Below are 15,048 nucleotides of genomic sequence, written 5' to 3'. Positions count from 1 at the left end.
ACAGGACCTAGACCCAGGTGTCCAGCCACATGCGGGACCGCCAGGAGTCGATCGGGACGGTCTGGCCGGTGTAGATCGGCCAGAAGTACACGAAGTTCCAGGCGATCAGCAGCACCAGCACACCGGCACCCGTGGCGCCGGCCACCCGGCGGGTGTCGGTGGAGCCGGGCGGGCCGGCCAGGGCGCCGATCAGCATCGCGACCGCCAGGCAGAGGAACGGCACGAAGACCACCGCGTAGAAGAAGAAGATCGTCCGCTCCTGGTACAGGAACCACGGCAGATAGCCCGCCACGATCCCGCAGGCGATCGCGCCCGCCCGCCAGTCGCGGCGGAAGAACCACCGCCACAGCACGTACAGCAGCGCGAAGCAGGCCACCCACCACAGCATCGGGGTACCCAGCGCCAGCACCTCGCGCGCGCACTTCTCGCCCGCGTCCGCCGGACAGCCGTCCGCGCCGGGAGCGGGGGACTCGTAGAAGTACGATACCGGGCGGCCGGTGACGATCCAGCTCCACGGGTTGGACTGGTAGGTGTGCGGCGAGGACAGGCCGACGTGGAACTCGTACACCTGGGTCTCGTAGTGCCACAGGCTGCGCCACCAGTCCGGGAACAGCCAGGACCAGCCGCTGTCCTCGCCGTCCGTCGCCGCCCAGTCGCGGTAGTAGCCGCCCGTGCCGTCGGAGGCGGAGAGGATCCAGCCGGTCCAGGACACCACGTAGGTGACGACCGCGACGGGGACCGTCGACAGGAACGCCCAGCCGAGGTCGCGCCTGATCACCGCCCGGTACGGGTGCCGGGCGCCCGCCACCCTGCGGGCGCCGACGTCCCACAGCACCGCCAGCACGCAGAACGCGGCCAGGATGTACAGGCCGTTCCACTTGGTGCCGATGGCCAGGCCCAGCATCAGGCCCGCCGCGACCCGCCACGGCCGCCACCCGATGCGGGTGCCCTCCGCCGTGGCGGCGTGCGGGCGGGCCCGGCCCTCGGCGTCCACGGGCAGCGCGGCGGCCAGTCTCGCCCGCGCCCGGTCCCGGTCGGCCAGCAGGCAGCCGAACGCCGCCAGCACGAAGAACATCAGCACGCCGTCCAGCAGCGCGGTCCGGCTCATCACGAAGTGCAGCCCGTCCACCGCCAGCAGCGCGCCCGCGAGGCAGCCGAGGAACGTGGAGCGGAACAGCCGGCGGCCGATCCGGCACAGCAGCAGCACCGACAGCGTGCCCAGCAGCGCCGTCATGAACCGCCAGCCGAACGGGTCGAACCCGAACACCAGCTCGCCCAGCCCGATGACGTACTTGCCGACCGGCGGGTGCACGACGTACGCCGCGTCCGTCGGAACGGGCACGTCGCCGTTCCGGGACAGGATCAGATCGTTGACGTTCTTGTCCCAGTTGACCTCGAACCCGCGGTGGACGAGCGCCCACGCGTCCTTGGCGTAGTACGTCTCGTCGAATATCACCGCCTTCGGGCTGCCCAGGTTCCAGAACCGCAGCACCCCCGCGAACAGCGTCACCAGCAGCGGCCCGCCCCAGCCCGACCAGCGGGTGAGCCGCTCGGCCGACGGGTGACCGACCCCGAGCGCCGCCCACAGCCGCGGGCCGGGCTCGGCGTACGGCGGCACGAGCCGGTCCCGGACGTCGCCGCGGGGGCCGGCCGGGGTGTGTCCGAAACGGCGCAGCCGCTGCTGCCACGAGGGCCGCTGCTCGTGGGAGGCCTGGTCCTGCCGGATGTCCGTGGAGGACGCGGTACTGGTCACCGCGCCATCGTAGGGAACCCTTCCGCGGGAGTCCCGTGGGCCGCCCCTGCGAGGATGGAAACGTGACAGGAACCCTTGTGTTGGCAGGCACCCCCATCGGCGACGTCGCGGACGCCCCGCCGAGGCTCTCCGAGGAGCTGGCGCGGGCGGACGTGGTCGCCGCCGAGGACACGCGGCGGCTGCGGCGGCTGACCCAGGCGCTGGGGGTGACGCCCCGGGGGCGGATCGTGTCGTACTTCGAGGGCAACGAGGCGGCGCGCACGCCGGAGCTGGTCGAGGAGCTGGTGGGCGGCGCGCGGGTGCTGCTCGTCACCGACGCCGGGATGCCCTCGGTGTCGGACCCCGGGTACCGGCTGGTCGCGGCGGCCGTGGAACGGGACGTCCGGGTCACCGCGGTGCCCGGGCCCTCCGCCGTGCTGACCGCCCTGGCGCTGTCCGGGCTGCCGGTGGACCGGTTCTGCTTCGAGGGGTTCCTGCCGCGGAAGGCGGGCGAGCGCCTGTCGCGGCTGCGGGAGGTGGCCGGGGAGCGCCGGACGCTGGTCTACTTCGAGGCCCCGCACCGGCTGGACGACACGCTCGCGGCGATGGCCGAGGTGTTCGGGGCGAGGCGGCGGGCGGCGGTGTGCCGGGAGCTGACCAAGACGTACGAGGAGGTGCGGCGGGGCCCGCTGGGGGAGCTGGCCGAGTGGGCGGCGGACGGGGTGCGCGGGGAGATCACCGTGGTGGTCGAGGGCGCTCCCGAGCGGGGCCCGGAGGAGATCGGCGAGGCGGAGCTGGTGCGGCGGGTGCGGGTGCGGGAGGAGGCCGGGGAGCGGCGCAAGGAGGCGATCGCGGCGGTGGCCGTGGAAGCGGGCGTGCCCAAGCGGGTCGTCTTCGACGCCGTGGTCGCCGCGAAGGGCACGCCGTGAGCCACGCCCGTGCCAACCGCCGGTAAAGGGTGACGGGACCTGGGGCAAGCAACCCCCAAGTCCCGCCCAACACTTCAGCAGGTCGCGTGCCCGGGGGCCCGTGCGGCGGTCCACTGGGGGACGGAACGCACCCGTTCCACCAGCGGATCACGGGAGCCGGCATGAACGAGTTCACAGAGCCAACCGGTCTGCGCGACGGGGCCACCGCCGTCGTCCACGAGTCCTACTCCTTCGCCTGCATGCGCTGCGGGCACGGGTGGGAGCAGGCGTACGAGATAGAGCACCACGTCGACGGCCGGGGCCACGCGTTCGTGCTGTACGTGGCGGACGGGCGGGTGGTGCCGTCGCCGCTGAGCCGGCCGGCGTGCGCCCGCTGCGAGGGGCACGTCGTGCGGATCATGCGCCCCGGCCGGGTGGCGTCGGCCCGGAACGCGGCGCGGCGGCCGTCCGCGGAGCCGCCGGCGGTGCCCCGGCAGCCGCACCACTGGCAGCTGTCCGGCCTCCTGCACCCGTTCCAGCGCAAGGCCGGCTGAGCTGATCGCGGGCATGCCCCTCTCGTACGATCGGGGCATGCCCGCCTCCCAGCCCGCCTCCCAGCCCGCCTCCGGGGCCGCCGCCCGGTCCGCCTCCGGCAAGGACGCCGCCCCGCCCCTCCCGCCGCCCCTGAACGTGCCGGTCGCCGACTCGCACACGCACCTCGACATGCAGTCCGGCACGGTGGCGGAGGGCCTCGCGAAGGCCGCGTCGGTCGGGGTCACCACCGTGGTGCAGGTCGGCTGCGACGTGGCCGGCTCCCGGTGGGCGGCCGAGACGGCGGCGGCGTACGACACCGTGCACGCGGCCGTCGCGCTGCACCCCAACGAGGCGCCGCGCCTCGTCCACGGGGACCCGGACGGCTGGTCCCGGCAGGGGGCGCGCGAGCCCGGTGGGGACGCCGGGCTGGACGACGCGCTCGCCGAGATCGAGCGGCTCGCCGCGCTGCCGCACGTGAAGGCGGTCGGCGAGACCGGGCTGGACCACTTCCGCACCGGGCCCGAGGGCAGGGCGGCACAGGAGCGGTCGTTCCGGGCGCACATCGAGATCGCCAAGCGGCACGGCAAGGCGCTGGTGATCCACGACCGCGAGGCCCACGCGGACGTGCTGCGCATCCTGAAGGAGGAGGGCGCGCCGGAGCGGACGGTGTTCCACTGCTACTCCGGCGACGCCGAGATGGCCGAGGTGTGCGCCCGCGCCGGGTACTACCTGTCCTTCGCCGGCAACGTCACCTTCAAGAACGCCCAGAACCTGCGGGACGCGCTGGCCGTGGCCCCGCTGGAGCTGGTCCTGGTCGAGACCGACGCGCCGTTCCTGACGCCCGCGCCCTACCGCGGGCGGCCCAACGCCCCGTATCTGGTCCCCGTCACGGTGCGCGCGATGGCGGCCGTGCGCGGCATCGGCGAGGACGAGATGGCCACCGCCCTCGGCGCCAACACGGCCCGCGCCTTCGGTTACCGCCCCACGGCGCACTACTCCGGGTAGCCGCGCCGCTTTGGAGAGTGACGACCGCTCCGCTAGGTTCTGGTGCCCGATCCGGACCCCTCTGGACCCCCTCCGGCCCCTGGAGCGCGTCGGCGTGAGCCACTCCCAGTTCGAGACCTACGGGACCTACCGGCCGTACGAGACCGTCGAGACGTACGGGCCGCCCCCGGGCCGCCCCGGCTTCGACGCGCACGGAGCCCCGCCGCTCCCGCACGCCGCCCCGTACCCCGCGTACGGCCCGGACGGCGACTCGTACGGGGACGTCCGCGGTGACACGTACGACGACACCCACGAGGATGCGTACGGCGATCCGTGCGGACCCGTGGGCGGCGACCCGGACGGCGGCGACGCGTACGCCGACACCTACCGGCCCGCCTACGAGACGGCCGAGCCCCTGCTGCCCCGGCAGAGCGCGCCGGAGCACCCCGCGCCCCTCGTGCGCCCCCGGGCGGACGGGCGGGCCGCGCGCCGGCGCAGGGGCCGCTACGCCGAGCGCCCGGACGCCTCCGTGCGCCGACTGCTGCCGCGGGCCCTGGTCATGGCGTTCCTCGCCGGCGGCACCACCGCCTTCGTCGCCGAGGACAAGGCCGTCGAGCTGACCGTCGACGGCGAGCCCCGCCGCCTGCACACCTTCGCCGACGACGTCGGGGAACTGCTCGCCGAGGAGGGCGTCGGGGTCGGCGCGCACGACGTGGTCGCGCCCGCGCCCGGCACGGAACTCGGCGACGGCGACGAGATCGCCGTGGCCTACGGCCGCCCCGTGCGACTCACCCTCGACGGCCACCGGCGGGAGGTGTGGACGACGGCCCGGACGGTGGACGAGGTGCTCGCACAGCTCGGGGTGCGTGCGGAGGGCGCCTACCTGTCCACCGCGCGCTCCCAGCGCATCGGGCGGGCCGGACTCGCCCTCGACGTGCGCACCGAGCGCTCGGTCACCGTCATGGCCGACGGCCGGGCCCGCACCGTCCGCACCAACGCCGCCACCGTCGGCGAGGCCGTCCGGCAGGCCGGGATCACCCTGCGCGGCGAGGACACCACCTCCGTCCCGCCCGGCAGCTTCCCGCGCGACGGGCAGACGGTCACCGTGCTGCGCATCACCGGCGGCCGGGAGACCCGGGAGGAGGAGATCCCGTTCGAGGTGCGGCGGATCGCGGACCCGGCGGTGTTCCAGGGCACCGAGACGGTCGAGCAGGCGGGGCAGCCGGGGCTGCGCCGGATCACCTACGCGCTGCGGACCGTCAACGGGGTCCGGCAGCAGCCCCGCCGGATCAGGACCGAGCTGGTGCGCGAACCCACCGCGCGGATCGTGAAGGTCGGCACCAGAGCGCTGCCCGCCTCCGTGCGGGGCGCCGACGACCTGGACTGGCAGGGCCTCGCCGTCTGCGAGTCCGGCGGCCGCCCCGACGCAGTCGACCCCTCCGGCACGTACGGCGGCCTGTACCAGTTCGACACCCGCACCTGGCACAGCCTCGGCGGCACCGGCCGCCCCCAGGACGCCCCGGCGGCGGAACAGACCTACCGGGCGAAGAAGCTCTACGTCCGCCGCGGGGCCAGCCCGTGGCCGCACTGCGGGGCGCGATTGCGGGGGTGAGCCACGGATAGGCTTGGGCCCGTGAGCAGCCCCTCCCCTGACGCCCTTCTGGGCCCCGCCGACGTCCGCGAGCTCGCGGACGTCCTCGGCGTACGGCCCACCAAGCAGCGTGGCCAGAACTTCGTCATCGACGCGAACACGGTCCGCCGGATCGTGCGCACCGCGCAGGTCCGCCCCGACGACGTGGTCGTGGAGGTCGGGCCCGGGCTCGGCTCGCTCACGCTGGCGCTGCTGGAGGCGGCCGACCGGGTCACCGCCGTCGAGATCGACGACGTGCTCGCCGCCGCGCTGCCCGCCACCGTCGCGGCGCGCATGCCGGAGCGCGCCGACCGGTTCGCGCTGGTGCACTCCGACGCCCTGCACGTCACCGAGCTGCCCGGCCCCGCCCCGACCGCGCTGGTGGCCAACCTGCCCTACAACGTGGCCGTCCCCGTCCTGCTGCACATGCTCGACACCTTCCCGTCCGTCGAACGCACCCTGGTGATGGTGCAGTCGGAGGTCGCCGACCGGCTCGCGGCGGCGCCCGGCTCCAAGGTGTACGGCGTGCCGTCGGTGAAGGCCAACTGGTTCGCCGAGGTCAAGCGGGCCGGCGCCATCGGCCGCAACGTCTTCTGGCCCGCGCCGAACGTCGACAGCGGGCTCGTCTCGCTCATCCGCCGCACCGAGCCGGTGCGGACCACCGCCTCGCAGCGCGAGGTCTTCGCCGTCATCGACGCGGCGTTCGCCCAGCGCCGCAAGACGCTGCGGGCCGCGCTCGCCGGCTGGGCCGGCTCGGCCGCGGCCGCCGAGGCGGCGCTCGTCGCGGCGGGCGTCTCCCCGCAGGCCCGCGGGGAGTCCCTGACCGTCGAGCAGTTCGCGCGGATCGCGGAGGCCGGACCCGCCAAGGAGAGCCAGTGAGTGTGACGGTCCGCGTCCCCGCCAAGGTCAACGTCCAGCTCGCGGTCGGCGCCGCCCGCCCCGACGGCTACCACGACCTGGCCAACGTCTTCCTCGCGGTCGGCCTCTACGACGAGGTCACGGTCACCGCGGCGGACGAGCTGCGCGTCACCTGCGACGGGCCCGACGCCCACCAGGTCCCCCTGGACCGCACGAACCTGGCGGCCCGCGCCGCCGAGGCGCTCGCCGCACGGTACGGCCGTACGGCCGACGTCCACCTGCACATCGCCAAGGACATCCCCGTCGCCGGCGGCATGGCGGGCGGCAGCGCGGACGGCGCGGGCGCGCTGCTCGCCTGCGACGTCCTGTGGGGCACCCGCGCCCCGCGCGAGGAACTCCTGGAGATCTGCGCCGAGCTGGGCAGCGACGTGCCGTTCAGCCTGGTCGGCGGGGCGGCGCTGGGCACCGGGCGGGGCGAGCGGCTGACCGCGCTGGAGGTCGGCGGCACCTTCCACTGGGTGTTCGCGATGGCGGACCGGGGACTGTCGACCCCGGCGGTCTTCCGCGAGTTCGACCGGCTCGGCGCGGGCACCGACGTCCCCGAGCCCGTCGCCTCCCGCGACCTGCTCGACGCGCTCGCCAAGGGCGACCCCGACGCGCTCGCCGCCACCGTCTCCAACGACCTCCAGCCCGCCGCCCTCTCCCTCTTCCCCGCCCTCGCCGGCACCCTCGCGGCGGGCCGCGCCGCCGGCGCCCTCGCCGCCCTGGTCTCGGGCTCCGGTCCGACCACCGCCTTCCTCGTCCGCGACCCGGAGTCCGCGGCCCGGGTGGCGGCGGCGCTGCACGCGTCGGGCACGTGCCGGACGGTACGCACGGCGTCCGGCCCGGCCCCGGGCGCGACGGTCCGCGCCGGCTGACCGGGCGTGACGGCCCGCACCGGTTGTCCGGGTGGGGTGGTCGCCAGCGTTTGTCCGGGTGGGGTGGTCTGCACCGGTTGTCCGGGCGTGACGGTCCGCGCCGGCTGACCGGGCGTGACGGCCCGCACCGGTTGTCCGGGTGGGGTGGTCGCCAGCGTTTGTCCGGGTGGGGTGGTCTGCACCGGTTGTCCGGGCGTGACGGTCCGCGCCGGCTGACCGGGCGTGACGGCCCGCATCGATTGTCCGGGTGGGGTGGTCGCCAGCGTTTGTCCGGGTGGGGTGGTCTGCACCGGTTGTCCGGGCGTGACGGTCCGCGCCGGCTGACCGGGCGTGACGGCCCGCATCGATTGTCCGGGTGGGGTGGTCGCCAGCGTTTGTCCGGGTGCGGTGGTCCGCACTGGCTGTCCGGGTGGGGTGGTCCGCACCGGTTGTCCGGGCGTGACGGTCCGCGCCGGCTGACCGGGGCGGAGTGTCCGGCCGCCGAGCGCGGGTCGCTCACCTGGCGGTGGCCGGCGACCAGCGGTACGCGTCCGGTCGCGCCGGCGACCGGCTCGACCGCCCGGCCGCCGCCCGCTGACCCGCGCGGCACCGGCCACCCCCCGGCGACCGTTACGCTGGGAGGCTGACCGATCCCCGCGAGCAGGAGCGAAATGGCCGTCAACCTGGTCAATGTCGAGAACGTCAGCAAGGTGTACGGCACCCGCGCCCTGCTGGACGGCATCTCCCTCGGCGTCTCGGAAGGGGACCGCATCGGCGTCGTGGGCCGCAACGGCGACGGCAAGACCACCCTCATCCGGATGCTGGCCCGCCTGGAGGAGGCCGACACCGGCCGCGTCACCCACTCCGGCGGCCTGCGCATGGGCGTCCTCACCCAGCACGACTCCCTCGACCCCGGGGCCACCGTCCGCCACGAGGTGATCGGCGACATGGCCGACCACGAGTGGGCGGGCAACGCCAAGGTCCGCGACGTGCTCACCGGCCTGTTCGGCGGTCTCGACCTGCCCGGCTTCCCCAAGGGCCTGGACACCGTGATCGGCCCGCTCTCCGGTGGCGAGCGGCGCCGGATCGCGCTGGCCAAGCTGCTCATCGAGGAACAGGAACTGATCGTCCTCGACGAGCCCACCAACCACCTCGACGTCGAGGGCATCGCCTGGCTCGCCCAGCACCTGCGCGAGCGCCGCTCGGCGCTGGTCTGCGTCACCCACGACCGCTGGTTCCTGGACCAGGTCTGCACCCGGATGTGGGACGTCCAGCGCGGAGTCGTGCACGAGTACGAGGGCGGCTACTCCGACTACGTCTTCGCCCGCGCCGAGCGCGAGCGCATCGCCGCGACCGAAGAGGTCAAGCGGCAGAACCTGGTCCGCAAGGAACTGGCCTGGCTGCGCCGCGGCGCCCCCGCCCGCACGTCCAAGCCGCGCTTCCGGGTCGAGGCCGCCAACGAGCTGATCAAGGACGTGCCGCCGCCCCGGGACAGCTCCGAGCTGATGAAGTTCGCCTCCTCGCGGCTCGGCAAGACCGTCTTCGACCTGGAGGACATCACCGTCCAGGCCGGCCCGAAGGTGCTCCTGAAGCACGTCACCTGGCAGCTCGGCCCCGGCGACCGCATCGGCCTGGTCGGCGTCAACGGCGCGGGCAAGACCTCCCTGCTGCGCGCCATGGCCGAGGCGGCCCGCACCCAGGGCGAGGCGCAGCCGGCCGGCGGGCGGATCGCCGTCGGCAAGACGGTCAGGCTGGCCTACCTCTCCCAGGAGGTCGCCGAGCTGGACGCCACCTGGCGGGTGCTGGAGGCCGTGCAGCGGGTGCGCGAGCGCGTCGACCTCGGCAAGGGCCGGGAGATGACCGCGGGGCAGCTGTGCGAGACGTTCGGCTTCGGCAAGGAGAAGCAGTGGACGCCGGTGGGGGACCTGTCCGGCGGTGAGCGCCGCCGGCTCCAGCTGCTGCGGCTGCTGATGGACGAGCCCAACGTCCTCTTCCTCGACGAGCCGACCAACGACCTCGACATCGAGACGCTGACCCAGCTGGAGGACGTCCTCGACGGCTGGCCCGGTTCGATGATCGTGATCTCCCACGACCGGTTCTTCGTGGAGCGCACCACCGACCGGGTGTTCGCCCTGCTCGGCGACGGCACGCTGCGGATGCTGCCGCGCGGGATCGACGAGTACCTGGAACGGCGCCGGCAGATGGAGGAGGCCGCCGCCGCCGCACCCGCCGCGGTGAAGCCGGCGGCCGAGAAGAGCGCCGCCGACCAGCGCGCGGCCAAGAAGGAACTCCAGCGGATCGAGCGTCAGTTGGACAAGGTCTCCGAGCGGGAGAGCACCCTGCACGCCCGGATCGCCGACCACGCCACGGACTTCGCGAAGGTGGCCGAACTCGACGCCGAGCTGCGGGAGCTGGCCGGCCAGCGGGAGGAACTGGAGCTGCGCTGGCTGGAACTCGCCGAGGACGCGTGAACCCGTGAAGGGGGCGTGAAGGCGCGTAACAAGGGCATCACGGGCCGGTGCTCCCTTGGGCACAGGGGTGCGCTCGGCCCGGTTCGCCGTCGGCCCCGGGTGATAGAAAAGGGCGGTCCGAGAACCGTCTGAGAATCACGGGTGTGGCGGGAACGCAGCGCCACGGGCGCGGTGCCACATCAGTCACAAGGGGGAACCGCTGATGACCCAGCCGCCCAACCAGCCGCCGGGTGGCGGCTTCGGCGCGCCACAGGACCAGCCGCCCGCCGGCGGCTTCGGCGCCCCGCGGGACCCGCGGCAGGCCGGCGGTTCCGGTGCCCCGCACGACCCGCGCCAGGGCACACCCCCGCCGCCGGCCCAGCCCCCGCAGGGCCCGCCGCAGCCGGGCTACGGCTACCCGCAGCAGCCCGGCCCCTACGGATCGCCCCAGCAGCCCGGGCCGTACCCCACCCCGGGCCCGTACGGCGGGCCGCAGCAGCCGGGTCCGTACGGCGCGCCGCAGCAGCCGGGCCCGTACGGCGGGCAGCCCGGCTACGGCTACCCGCAGCCGCCGTACCCCGGCGCCCCCGGCACGCCCCCCGGCCCCGGTTCGCGCGGCCCCTTCCGGGGCAAGCCGGCCCTGGCCGTCGGTGCCGCGGTGGTGGCGCTGCTGCTGATCGGCGGCGCCGTCTACGCCGTGGCCGACGGCGACGACGACAAGCCGGTCGCCGAGCGGAGCGACGACCCCGGGCCCACCGGGTCCGGCCTGCCGGTCAACCCCGGTGACGGCAGCGGGAGCGGCGGCGCCGACCCGGACGACCTCAACGAGGGCCGCAAGGCGGGCGAGGCGAAGGTGCTCTGGTACAAGGAGGCGCCCGACGCGCCCGGTTCCGGCGCCGACGCACCCGGCATGTGGATCACCGCCAGAACCGCGGTGAAGGCGGCGTACAAGGAACTCGTCGCCTACAACGTCGGCGACGGCCGCCCGACGTGGGACCCGATCGCCTTCCCGCAGGACATCTGCTCGGTCACCCCGCAGAAGACGGCCGACGACAAGATCGTCGTGGCGTACATGAACGGCTCCAGCGACCGCGCCGAGTGCAACCAGCTCCAGCAGGTCGACCTCAACACTGGCGAGAAGGGCTGGAGCGGCGAGGTCGCGGACGGCGCGCTGTTCGACAGCACGCTCTCCGTCGAGCTGACCCTGGCCGGCGACACGCTGATGGTGGGCCGCTCGCAGTCCGGCACGGCGTACGACGCCGCCACCGGCAAGAAGCTGTTCGACAAGAAGAAGTACGGCGACGCCTGCTACCCGGCCGCCTTCGCGGGCGGCAGCCGGCTGATCTCCGTGGCGTCCTGCGGCGCGGCCACGGCCAACGAGCACGACGAGATACAGGAGCTGGACCCGCGCACCGGCGAGGTGAAGTGGACCCGGGCCTTCACCGAGGGCTGGCGCGTCATGCGCACCTACTCCGTCGACCCGCTCGTGGTCTACAGCACCAACGAGGACGAGGACGCCTGGAACATCTCCACCCTGGACGCCAAGGGCGGCCTGCGCTCCCAGGTGCAGGTCGACGAGAGCTTCGCGCCCGCGTGCGGCTGGTCCGTCCTGCAGCGCGACCTGACCGGCTGCCAGGGCGTCGCCGCCGACCCGGACACCCTCTACCTGCCCACCGAGGCCACCGGCGGCGCCAACGAGATCGTCGCGATCGGCCTCGCCGACGGCGAGGAGAAGTGGCGGGTGACGTCACCCGCGGAGGAGTCGATGCTGCCGCTGCGCGTCGAGGGCGGCCGGCTGATCGCGTACGTCGAACCGTCGTACGACGCGGGCGGCCGGATCGTCTCCGTCCCGACGACGGGCGCCGGCCACCGGCCCACCACGCTCCTGCAGAACCCCGCGGGCACGGCGGAGATCGAGGACGGCTTCTTCTCGCGGGACATCGCCTGGGTGGACGGCCGCTTCTACATCTCCACCACCCGGCTGTCCGGCGAGGACGAGGCCAAGGAGAAGCTGATGCTCGCCTACGGCAAGTGACGCGCCCTGCCGACCCGTCCTGTCCCCGTCTCCCCGAGGTAGCCACGTCATGACCCAGCCGCCCCCGCCGCCGCCCAACCAGCCCCCGCAGCAGCCGCCGCAGCAGCCGCCCGCCTTCGGCGCGCCGCAGCAGCCGGGCACGCCCCCGGCGCCGCAGCAGCAGCCCGGGTACGGCTATCCGCAGCCGCCCCGGCCGCAGCCCGGGTACGGGAATCCGCAGCCGCCCCAGCCGCAGCCCGGGTACGGGAATCCGCAGCCGCCCCGGCCGCAGCCCGGGTACGGGTATCCGCAGAGCCCGCCCGCGGCCGGGCCGCAGCCCGGGTACGGACAGCCGGGCCACGGCTATCCGCAGCCGACCGTGCCGCTGCACCCGCAGGCCGGGCAGCCGGGCGGACCGGCCGGAGGCGGCAGGCGGGCGCTGAACGCCCAGGTGGCCATCGTCGTGGCCGCCGTGGTGGCGATCGCGCTGATCATCGGCGGCGGCGTCTGGTACTCCTCGTCGTCCGGCGAGGGCGGCAAGGACGACACCGCGAGCGCCGACGGGGGCGGCGACGGCAAGGGCGGCGACGAGGGCACCGCCAAGGGCAGCGAGAAGGCGCCGGCCGACCCGGGCTCCGAGGTGCTCTTCCAGATCCCGGCGCCCGAGGTGGCCGAGGACGACTCCGTGGTCGTCGCCGGCTCCTGGCTCACCGACACGGTGTACGCCAAGACCGGGGTCGCCGAGATCGTCGGCTACGACCGGGACAAGGGCACCGAGCTGTGGACCGTCCCGCTGCCCGGGCCGGTGTGCGAGGCCACCCGGCACGTCACCGAGGACGGGAGGACGGCCGTCGTCTTCCAGCCGAGGATGCCCGCCAAGAACTCCTCCGAGGGGTGCAGCCAGGTCGCGGCGATCGACCTGAACGCGGGCAAGAGGCTGTGGACCCGGACCGCCGGCTCCGGCGACCGGCCGATCCACTTCGACAACGTCACCGTGAGCGCGAGCACGGTCGCCGTCGGCAGCACGAGCGGCGGCGCCGCGTTCGACATCGCCAGCGGCAAGGCGCTGTGGAGCCCCAAGCCCGCGGACACCTGCTACGACGCCGGCTACGGCGGCGGCGCCAAGCTGGTCGCGGTGCGCAAGTGCGGTCAGTACGAGGCGCGGGAGCTGCACATCCAGACCATCGACCCGAAGTCCGGGAAGGTGATCTCGGAGTACAGGATGGCCAAGGGCATCGAGTACGCCAGTGTCGTGTCGACCGATCCGCTGGTGGTGGCGGCCGACGTGGGCGACTCGGCCGGGGACGGCAGCGGTATCTCGGACTTCTTCTCCGTCGACAACACCACGGGCGCGCTGCGGGCGCGGATCTCGGCGCCGGGTGACTCCTACGCCGCCGAGTGCGACGGGATCTCCCGCGTCGAGGACTGCACGGGGCTCGCGGTCGGCAACGGCCGGCTGTACGTGCCGACGGAGGAGCAGGACTCCTCCGGCGAGCTGGGCCGGACCAACTCGGTCGTCGCGTTCGACCTGGCGAGCGGCAGGCAGACCGGTCAGCGGGCGGACGCGGGCGACGGGTACACGATGACGCCGTTGCGGACGGACGGGGCGAACGTGCTCGCGTACAAGAGCGGGCCCTACGACAAGGGCGGGCAGGTCGTCAGCATCGACGGCGACAGCTTCCAGCAGGTCACACTGATGGAGAACCCCGGGACCGAGTCGGTGCGGGACGTGGAGTCGGGGATGGAGCCGGGGTACGGCGAAGTCCTGTACGCGCAGGGGCGGTTGTACATGTCCGAGGTGTACGCCAGCGGTTCGGAGGCGAGCGGGGAGGAGTACCTCGCCATCGCGTTCGGGGTGAAGGGCTGAGGCTTCGGCGGTCGTTCGGCGCGGCCCCGTCCCGGTTGCGGGGCGGGGCCGCGCGCTTACCGCGCAACACGCCTGAATCGCTGTCGAATTGGGGGAATTCGGCGATCCGGGGCACTTCTCGCCAGTAGGGGCGGCGCGACGTCGAACAAGCATGTAGCTTCCGGGGCATGACGGACGCCGGGCCGGGGGGCTGTCGTCCGGGGGGCTGTACTTGGTGTGTGCTGTGTGTGTTCCGGGTCTGTCCGTGGGGACCCTTGGGCATCCATAGTGGGCGTCCACTGGGGGGACTGGGGGTTGCTCGATGGGAGCGCGGCTCATGGTGGTCGACGACCACCGGTTGCTCGCCGAGGCGCTGGCCTCGGCGCTGAAGTTGCGGGGGCACCGGGTGCTGGCCGCGGCGGCGCCGGCCGCGGGGGCGGCGGAGCTGGTGATCGCGCGGGCGCCGGAGGTGTGCCTGTGGGGGACGGCCACGCCGGCCGAGGCGGGGGCGTTCGATCCCGTGCTGCGGATCAAGCGGGAGCGGGGGCAGGTGGCGGTGCTGGTGCTGGGGCCGGTGCCGAGCCCGCGGGGGATCGCGGCGGCGTTCGCGGCGGGGGCGTCCGGCTATGTGCGGCACGACGAGCGGATCGAGGGGGTGGAGCGGGCCATCATGAAGGCGCGGGTGGGGGAGGCGGCGGTGGCGCCGCAGCTGCTCCAAGGGGCCTTCGGTGAGCTGCTCAATCCCGCGGCGCAGCCGGACGACGAGGGGCAGCGGCTGTTGGAGATGCTGACGCCGAGGGAGGTGGAGGTGCTGGTCCGGGTGGCCGACGGGGAGGACACGCGGCTGATCGCGGCGGGGATGGGGATCGCGCCGTCCACGGCGCGTACGCATGTGCAGCGGGTGCTGATGAAGCTGGGGGTGGGGTCCCGGCTGGAGGCGGCGGCGCTGGCGGCGCGGACGGGGTTACTGGATCGGGTGGGGCCGCTGCCGCGTCGTGCGGATCGTGAGGGTGAGGGCTGATGCGGGTGCCTGCGGCGGGCTGTGCGGGTTCGGGGGTGGTGTCGGGTGCCTGCGGCGGGCTGTGCGGGTTCGGGGGTGGTGTCGGGTGCCTGCGGCGGCCTGTGCGGGGGGTGCGTGGTGGCTGTGGCGCTGTCTGCCGGTGGGTGGGTCGGGGCCGTGCCGGGGGGTGTCCGTC

11 protein-coding genes are annotated in these 15,048 nt (G+C 74.4%); 10 read left to right on the top strand and 1 reads right to left on the bottom strand.

Annotated features, from left to right (window positions below):
- Window positions 1-7: 7 nt before the first annotated feature.
- The gene (locus ACFF45_RS22055) at window positions 8-1,753 is read right to left on the bottom strand and encodes a dolichyl-phosphate-mannose--protein mannosyltransferase (RefSeq protein ID WP_381348156.1); all 1,746 of its coding nucleotides are present in this window, start codon (window positions 1,751-1,753) and stop codon (window positions 8-10) included.
- Between the two features lie 62 nt (window positions 1,754-1,815).
- On the opposite strand from ACFF45_RS22055, the gene rsmI reads away from it, so the two are divergent.
- The 10 genes from rsmI to ACFF45_RS22005 all read left to right on the top strand — a co-directional run bounded on the left by rsmI (window position 1,816) and on the right by ACFF45_RS22005 (window position 14,873).
- Window positions 1,816-2,661 carry a 16S rRNA (cytidine(1402)-2'-O)-methyltransferase gene (rsmI, locus tag ACFF45_RS22050; protein ID WP_381348155.1) on the top strand — a complete coding sequence of 282 codons (846 nt, stop codon included), beginning with the start codon at window positions 1,816-1,818 and terminating at the stop codon, window positions 2,659-2,661.
- Window positions 2,662-2,822: 161 nt separating this feature from the next.
- Window positions 2,823-3,194 carry a hypothetical protein gene (locus tag ACFF45_RS22045; protein WP_381348154.1) on the top strand — a complete coding sequence of 124 codons (372 nt, stop codon included), beginning with the start codon at window positions 2,823-2,825 and terminating at the stop codon, window positions 3,192-3,194.
- A 37-nt stretch (window positions 3,195-3,231) separates the two neighbouring features.
- Complete coding sequence (locus ACFF45_RS22040; protein WP_381348153.1) at window positions 3,232-4,179, top strand: TatD family hydrolase; 948 nt, start codon at window positions 3,232-3,234, stop codon at window positions 4,177-4,179.
- A gap of 94 nt (window positions 4,180-4,273) precedes the next feature.
- Window positions 4,274-5,770 (top strand): resuscitation-promoting factor, encoded by a 1,497-nt coding sequence (locus tag ACFF45_RS22035; RefSeq protein WP_381348152.1) that lies wholly within the window; start codon window positions 4,274-4,276, stop codon window positions 5,768-5,770.
- A 21-nt stretch (window positions 5,771-5,791) separates the two neighbouring features.
- Window positions 5,792-6,667, top strand: a complete 876-nt coding sequence (gene rsmA, locus ACFF45_RS22030; RefSeq protein WP_381348151.1) for a 16S rRNA (adenine(1518)-N(6)/adenine(1519)-N(6))-dimethyltransferase RsmA — start codon at window positions 5,792-5,794, stop codon at window positions 6,665-6,667.
- Entirely contained in the window at window positions 6,664-7,563 is a 900-nt protein-coding gene (locus ACFF45_RS22025) for a 4-(cytidine 5'-diphospho)-2-C-methyl-D-erythritol kinase (RefSeq protein WP_381348150.1), read from the top strand. Before rsmA ends, ACFF45_RS22025 begins: the two co-directional genes overlap by 4 nt.
- Window positions 7,564-8,213: 650 nt before the next feature.
- Window positions 8,214-10,013, top strand: a complete 1,800-nt coding sequence (locus ACFF45_RS22020) for an ABC-F family ATP-binding cassette domain-containing protein (protein ID WP_381348149.1) — start codon at window positions 8,214-8,216, stop codon at window positions 10,011-10,013.
- A 202-nt stretch (window positions 10,014-10,215) separates the two neighbouring features.
- Window positions 10,216-12,027, top strand: coding sequence for an outer membrane protein assembly factor BamB family protein (locus ACFF45_RS22015; protein WP_381348148.1), 1,812 nt, complete (start codon window positions 10,216-10,218; stop codon window positions 12,025-12,027).
- A gap of 49 nt (window positions 12,028-12,076) precedes the next feature.
- Entirely contained in the window at window positions 12,077-13,873 is a 1,797-nt protein-coding gene (locus tag ACFF45_RS22010; protein ID WP_381348147.1) for an outer membrane protein assembly factor BamB family protein, read from the top strand.
- A gap of 301 nt (window positions 13,874-14,174) precedes the next feature.
- A complete protein-coding gene (locus tag ACFF45_RS22005; RefSeq protein WP_381348146.1) occupies window positions 14,175-14,873 on the top strand; it encodes a helix-turn-helix transcriptional regulator in 699 nt (232 codons plus the stop codon).
- Window positions 14,874-15,048 lie beyond the last annotated feature (175 nt).

Origin of the sequence: Streptomyces cinereospinus, from assembly GCF_042430725.1 — a bacterium.
Lineage (GTDB): Bacteria > Actinomycetota > Actinomycetes > Streptomycetales > Streptomycetaceae > Streptomyces > Streptomyces cinereospinus.
This window is presented reverse-complemented; position numbering and strand designations above follow the sequence as displayed.

Coding starts and splice junctions, on each gene's coding strand:
- ACFF45_RS22015 (WP_381348148.1), top strand. CDS start 10,216: ATGACCCAGCCGCCCAACCAGCCGCCGGGTGGCGGCTTCGGCGCGCCA.
- ACFF45_RS22020 (WP_381348149.1), top strand. CDS start 8,214: ATGGCCGTCAACCTGGTCAATGTCGAGAACGTCAGCAAGGTGTACGGC.
- ACFF45_RS22005 (WP_381348146.1), top strand. CDS start 14,175: ATGGGAGCGCGGCTCATGGTGGTCGACGACCACCGGTTGCTCGCCGAG.
- ACFF45_RS22040 (WP_381348153.1), top strand. CDS start 3,232: ATGCCCGCCTCCCAGCCCGCCTCCCAGCCCGCCTCCGGGGCCGCCGCC.
- ACFF45_RS22045 (WP_381348154.1), top strand. CDS start 2,823: ATGAACGAGTTCACAGAGCCAACCGGTCTGCGCGACGGGGCCACCGCC.
- ACFF45_RS22010 (WP_381348147.1), top strand. CDS start 12,077: ATGACCCAGCCGCCCCCGCCGCCGCCCAACCAGCCCCCGCAGCAGCCG.